Genomic DNA, 6,251 nt, shown 5'->3' with positions numbered 1-6,251 from the left:
GGATTAGTTGGAACGCCGTATGCGGTGAAAATCGCACGTACGGTGTGAACAGGGGGAAAAGGGAGCGATAACTTCAAACCTTTACCTATCTGTATTAAAAACTCTTTAACTGGAGGTGTGGATGGTGGAGGAATATGGAATTTTATTTATCCTGTGTATCTTTTTTATTGTATGGACACCAATTTATTATTTTAAGCACATCCGTAAAAGGGGAATTAAATTTCATAAATCCTTTGATTCTATAATGGCTGTCTGCATTTTCTTATTTTTCATTGGTTTTTTCATCTATCTTCTTCAGGATATAACAAGTGTTTTAAAACAACGCACAATGGTTTATATAGGAAGATGCGAAGTTGAAGAATACACTACGGCTAAAACCTCAGGTATATCAGTCTTATTTGAGGACAAATATATTAACTTTGACCGTTTTAAAGGTGAAGTTAAAGATGGGCAATATGATTGCCGAGTTGAGTATTACCCCAAAACTGAATTTGGGTACTCCTTAGAGCTGTACGAATCTAATAACGGAAGTTTAGTAAAAGAAATTAAAAACTGAGGATGCATAAAGAGGGTTATTCCTTAACCCTTCTAAAGCTATCGGGGTAGCATTCCTGTAATAAATCTAAGTTTGTGAAAGAGTGTACTTAAACTATAGGGTGCTTTAGTGTAGAAAGGGTTACTGCGGCAGCACCTTTTCTTTTTACGATAACGTGGAGATTTAGTTTCACTAAAAAAATAAATTTATTGGTAAAATTGATTGAGTAATGGTTTGTCCACTATCACGGTACCGAAGGCGAATGCACACAAGATGCACTGAAATCTTAATTAAGGAGTTTGGGAATATAGGCGAGATTGTTAAGGCTTGCACTTAACCTAACAGAAGTTTAGTGGAAGAAGGATATCGGAAGAAGGATATTCAATTCCAGTTGAAGAAACTAGTTGTAAGAGGTTGATTTATATCATATAAAAATTTAATCGAGAAATTCCTACTTCAACAAAAAGTTGCGCTTAGTTTGAATAAATCGGAAGACTAAAAAGGTTCAGCAATCGTTAAACCTTTTTACTTCCACTTTGGATTATGAATTTGCATATGTTTTTTAATCATGTATTCAGCATTAATTTTGGTGCTGAAACTGTTGATTGTGTTGTTCATTTCAGTGCGGCGCGCTAACGCCTCTTGGGAGGACATTGCAGTCCCTGATATCTCATGCTTTTTAATGATGTTTTCTACTTTTTCGATGAAATTTTGATTGATTTGAGAAATCTTTTCTTGTTGTGCTTTTTGAAATGCCTCCTGTTTTATCTTGTTGGCTTTCTGCCGTCTTTCTTCCCAGCTGTTACTGACTTTCTCCCAGCCGTCACTGACTTTCAGGTATGAAAGAACGAAAAAAACAATGGCGCTACCGATGGCTAAAAAAAAGCAAAAACCACTTAAGAAAGGAAGCGGTCCTAAAATTCTGTCCCTTTCATCGAGGATTTTCTGATCCTCTTTCGTGTAATAAACCTTTGAGTTGTCTTCGAATTCGCCCGACCGACCGTTCGGAACGAAATTATAATCTTCAATCACTTTATAGGGTTTGATCTCATTTGCAAACAATTCCGGGTGTTTTTGTTCTAGTTTGTTGATTTCATAGACAAGAGTATTATGAGCGAAAAATGAACCAATCAATAGACATAAGACAAACAATATTCTGCAACTCCTGAATGGCATAAGAACTATTCGGAAGAAGAACTAAATGAATGGAATAAAGAAAAAATAGTGGATAACGCTACATTGCGATTGGCGAATGCATTTATTGGAAAGTCGCGAAAATACACAGACTCTTATAAAAAGCTAACTCATCTTTTGCATGGCTTGCAATAGTAGCTTCAATAAGGAAACTACTATCTCCTTCTACCACAAAATCCGAACGATCATTGATTTTAAAAAGTTGATTGAACAAGATGAAAATGAGTTTTTGAATTTTAAAATTAGGCTGTTTTCGCAAAGCTTGTGGCTTTTGAAGAATTTGAATCGGTCTCATTCAATTAGTAAAAAATGATTTAGGGTTGAAGAAGGTATAAAGGCAATTGCTCTAGAATATTTAGGACAAAGGTATCCTAATGGAACAAACTGGAGTAAGGAGTGGTTGATTTGAGTAAGGAAATTGAGATTAAGACCCATATTCCTTGTAAGCTGGAAACTTCAAAAGGTATGAAAATTATTGGTTCAAAAATCGTATATATTGATAATGAAAAAATTAGATTTGATGACTTTGACCGTACCGAAGTGTATATCAGTGAAATTCGGTCAATAGAGTACATGGACATTGGGTTAGCATATTCGGAAGAGCAAAAGAAAAGAAAATATGCAGCAACAGTCCAAAAGGAAAAAGTAGATGAGGTAACAAACCATTGGTGGACATGGGGTATTGTGGGGCTAATAGCTCTAATCCTTGTCATAGTTGTTGCGACCAACGTTAAAGTTGTAGATGATGAAAAAGCAAATAGTGAAGTTCAAGCATCCAATCCTAAACAAGATCAAATCGTGAATGAAAAATATGATAGCATACACAAAGGGATGACCTTAGAAGAACTAAATCAGCATATGGGGTTAGAAGGAAGACTTGAAGGAGAAAGCACAGAAAACGGAATCCACTATGAGGGGTATAGGTGGGAATTTGATAAAGATGGGAACATTTATATTGCTTGCACACTTGAAAATGGTAAATCTTCAGAGTGGAGCATGAATGACATCAAGAAGTTCCGAAATAGTTTAGGTGATGAATACAAGTTTTCAGACTGAGTTGAACGCCTCTCACCGCCATTGTATCAATGCAGAATTATAATGTTTAAGAAAGCAACAAACTATACGAAAACAGCCTAAAATTATGAATAACGCCTTTAAAGATATAGGGGCAAATGCTGAACTTGTAAAAGACATAATTGCTTTTGCAAACAATGGCTTTAAGAAAAGTTATCTTGTCATTGGTGTAGCCGATAATAAAAGGGGATTTAGGTCTGTTGAAAACCATAAACTTACTGAACTTAATATCCAAAGTTTGGTGAAGGATTCCATTTTCCCTGCGCCACGGGTCACTGTTTTTGATCAGGGTTGGAGTTACAATGGAATAGAGCCTGAGCATAAAGATAAACGATTTGTTATTATCTAGGTGGGACCAATTCCAAGACAGTGCTTTCGATTCAATAAAGATTTTATTGACTGGGAAAATAAATATCACTTCCGAAAAAACGAGGTTTGGGTGAGAAGAGGATCATCCTCTGATACAGCACACCCTGAAGAAATCCAACGGTTTTTAGAAGGCAGTGATTAGAAAGAAAAGGAAACTTTTGAGGACAACATGGATTACACAGAAGTACATAAAGGTGCTGTCCTTGAAACGCTGCTAATAGACCTTACTAATCTTGTCACTAGTAAAGGTGGTAGAGTCGAAACTATTGATTTTAGAAGAAAAGATTTAGCGAAAATTGCAAAAATCGTTTTGCCCATTGGTGAAGAAGTTTTTCATTTCCTAACCATTATACCAAGTGAAGAAGGAAAACCTTACACAATTAGAATTTTTCGTGAGCTAATGGATGAGGATCGAATGCCAAATCACCATGGCTTACTCGTTCTCTCGACCGCAAATAGTAATAAATCCTACACTAGATTATTTTCACCGGATATGGAAATCAAGAAAAACTGGGGAGCGCTAATCCTCCCAGGAGGATTGGCTTTCCTTGGGATGATGGGACGTGTCGGTGAGTTCAAAAAACCAAGTGAAGTAGGTCCGATTGTTATTGATTTGCCAAAATTGACAACAAGAGAAAAACTCACAAAGCACTTTAATGACCTGTGTGATTTTCTTAATAATCCAAAGGAAAACACACATGTGTCAAAATTAAAAAAAGAATTGGAAAAATATATTCAGTTTGAATAAAAGTAATACTTCCCATAATTGTCCTGGAAAGCTGCTTTTCGGTCCTGTTGGGCTATTTTTTAATCCATCCAATAGCTTTTTTGTGGTTGTAATTTTGTGAAGAATTGTATTTAAACAAACGGGGGCGTTTCTTAAAAAAGCAGGAACGCTCTTTTTCACTTTCGGAAACAAATTTATAAACCAAACTTTATCAAAAAAGTATAAATAAAAGTGAAAATAATTGTTTGTCCAACATTTCTATTTCAAAGGCAATAGGTACAGTAGAAGTCAAACGGAACATGAAAAGAAGCAGTTTCCTAAATGCTTACGAAAGCATTAAAAAAGAAGTCGATAAAGGAAGGCTTGGTTTTAAACGCAAGTATGTAAGATGTTAAAATGAGCCTCCCATCAAGAAATGTTCTTCACTTATTCAGGGCGTTGATCCAACAAGGATTTAACGCTATTTTTGTTGAAAATCTTAAACAATAAATTTAGTATAAATGATAAAATTAAAGAATACTCAACCAAAAATAAAAATAGAAAGTGGGTACATATTACAGTGACAAGTAGTAAACTTATAGAACTAAAAAACATTTCAATTGGATTACCCCAAAAAATGAAGTACGTGAATAATCAGGAAATGGATACAGGAATTTGCAAACAAACAATTGAAGAAGCTTTCTTAACAAAAGATGGATTTCTAGGAGATGGAGTTGCGGACTTACGGTATCACGGAGGTCCAGACCGTGCCGTTTGTGTATACCCATATGAACACTATTTGCTTTGGGAAAAAGAATTTGCGAATCCTTTACCATCCTCAACTTTCGGTGAGAATTTAACTGTAACGAATTTGTTGGAAAAGAATGTTTATATTGGAGACGTTTTTCGTCTTGGAGAAGCTGTTATACAAATAACTCAAGGTAGAATCCCGTGTAGCACAATTTCAAAGAGAACGAATAATCCTTTTCTTCTAAAAAGGATGGTACAAACGGGTTTTACAGGTTATTTGTGTCGTGTATTAGAAGAAGGTATTGTCCGAATCGATTCTCAAATTACATTATTGGAGTCACATCCAAAAAAGGTATCCATTCTTTATGGAAATGAGATTTATTTTCATAAGCAAAAGGATGTCGAAGGGATAAAAAGAATATTAGCTGTTGAAGAATTGGCTAACGAATGGAAAGAACTGCTGGTAAATCGGTTAAATAATCTTACTGATCGTCTTTAAATTCGTTTGTGTTTTTCTCTAAACATCTTATTAAGATATAGAAATTTTTAATTGAGTAAGTCCTTCTTCAATTAATGGGCAAATTTCTGGAGTAAAATTCTTGGGAGCCTTAAAAAGCCCCCACAGGTTTTCTAAGTGTTATCTGTTTTTTTTATTTTCTCCAAAAATTAGTATGTTTTGCTTTATCTTGAATATTAAATTCAATCATTTTCTCAAGCAATTCGTAATTTACCGGCTCATTCCACGGAATTCGAAACAAGCCTTTGGTAGCGCTGTAGCCAGCTTGTGCAATGTCATCGGCAAAGTGCGCAATGCCTGCTTCTTCGGGTGAAACGCTCATATGATGTTTCGCTGTGGAAAAGCCGATGATAAATGTGCCATGGACGGAAAACATTGGCGTATTCCACTTGATTTGCGGTTCCAAATTTGGGAAATGATTAGCAACCCACGCCAAAATTTCCTCTGTTCGGTCGCGGTGGTCGGGGTTATCGATACCTGCTAAATATTTTTCAAAAACTTCCATGTTAATCACTCCTAAAAATTAGAGGCTTTACGGCACTTAAGTATGGACAAAGGAGAAACGCCCAAATTGAAACACTAGGTTTCGATTTAGGAGTTTCTATGTCTTTTTTAATCTTTCATTTGAAACCATCCAGGTCTGCAGACAATCTTTTGCCAAAGAGGATCTGGCACAACAAGACGAGACCCGGTGTCTTTCTTTAGTTTTGTTTCAATTTCAGACTCTTTTCCCTTCGCTTAAATCATTTTGTTTTGTTTAAGAACAATGGACTAGGTCATATTCATAACCTATTGTATCAATTACTGAGGGTGTTCATTATGAGAAACATAAGGGAATATCAAACACAACCAATGATCGGTCAAGCATGGACAGGAAAACATGTTGTCTTACTTCATTGCACAACCAATAATGAGTTGATACAGCTTTATAAAAGTTTTCATGCACCGATTGAGCCGCCAAGGCACAATTGCGCAGAAACTTTATCACAGTTACTCAGTATCGGTTATCGCATTATGGCCATTACACCCATCATTTCAAATCAAATTCAATACGTTTTAGTCCTTTAATTTTTTTACCATTGAACAAACCAAACAGGGTGCAATCC

8 protein-coding genes and 1 pseudogene are annotated in these 6,251 nt (G+C 35.6%); 7 read left to right on the top strand and 2 right to left on the bottom strand.

Translation table 11 applies throughout. The features are described from left to right. Positions 1 to 124 precede the first annotated feature (124 nt). Positions 125 to 556, top strand: a complete 432-nt coding sequence (locus ACIQCO_RS20555; RefSeq protein WP_400431862.1) for a hypothetical protein — start codon at positions 125 to 127, stop codon at positions 554 to 556. A 504-nt stretch (positions 557 to 1,060) separates the two neighbouring features. Here ACIQCO_RS20555 and ACIQCO_RS20550 read toward each other — a convergent pair. Then, entirely contained in the window at positions 1,061 to 1,567 is a 507-nt protein-coding gene (locus ACIQCO_RS20550) for a hypothetical protein (protein WP_400431859.1), read from the bottom strand. Between the two features lie 567 nt (positions 1,568 to 2,134). Between ACIQCO_RS20550 and ACIQCO_RS20545 the strand changes: the two genes are divergently transcribed. From ACIQCO_RS20545 to ACIQCO_RS20525, 5 genes and pseudogenes are all read left to right on the top strand, one after another. Continuing rightward, positions 2,135 to 2,785, top strand: coding sequence for a hypothetical protein (locus ACIQCO_RS20545; RefSeq protein WP_400431857.1), 651 nt, complete (start codon positions 2,135 to 2,137; stop codon positions 2,783 to 2,785). 85 nt (positions 2,786 to 2,870) lie between these two features. Next, a complete protein-coding gene (locus ACIQCO_RS20540) occupies positions 2,871 to 3,152 on the top strand; it encodes an AlbA family DNA-binding domain-containing protein (protein WP_400431854.1) in 282 nt (93 codons plus the stop codon). 189 nt (positions 3,153 to 3,341) lie between these two features. Next, a complete protein-coding gene (locus tag ACIQCO_RS20535) occupies positions 3,342 to 3,920 on the top strand; it encodes a hypothetical protein (protein WP_400431851.1) in 579 nt (192 codons plus the stop codon). Positions 3,921 to 4,165: 245 nt separating this feature from the next. Further along, positions 4,166 to 4,294, top strand: a pseudogene (locus ACIQCO_RS20530) (DNA alkylation repair protein); the annotation flags it as partial. Between the two features lie 221 nt (positions 4,295 to 4,515). Then, positions 4,516 to 5,127 carry an MOSC domain-containing protein gene (locus tag ACIQCO_RS20525; protein ID WP_400431888.1) on the top strand — a complete coding sequence of 204 codons (612 nt, stop codon included), beginning with the start codon at positions 4,516 to 4,518 and terminating at the stop codon, positions 5,125 to 5,127. Between the two features lie 151 nt (positions 5,128 to 5,278). Here the strand turns inward: ACIQCO_RS20525 and ACIQCO_RS20520 are convergent, their stop codons facing one another. After that, positions 5,279 to 5,650: an iron chaperone gene (locus ACIQCO_RS20520; RefSeq protein WP_400431849.1), complete on the bottom strand. Its 372-nt coding sequence runs from the start codon at positions 5,648 to 5,650 to the stop codon at positions 5,279 to 5,281. Between the two features lie 314 nt (positions 5,651 to 5,964). Between ACIQCO_RS20520 and ACIQCO_RS20515 the strand changes: the two genes are divergently transcribed. Next, positions 5,965 to 6,213, top strand: coding sequence for a hypothetical protein (locus tag ACIQCO_RS20515; protein WP_400431846.1), 249 nt, complete (start codon positions 5,965 to 5,967; stop codon positions 6,211 to 6,213). Positions 6,214 to 6,251 lie beyond the last annotated feature (38 nt).

This window comes from Neobacillus sp. NPDC093127 (genome assembly GCF_044754175.1).
In the GTDB taxonomy this organism is placed as follows: domain Bacteria; phylum Bacillota; class Bacilli; order Bacillales; family Cytobacillaceae; genus Neobacillus.
The sequence above is the reverse complement of the archived record's forward strand: the minus strand, read 5'-3'. Positions and strand labels throughout refer to the sequence as shown.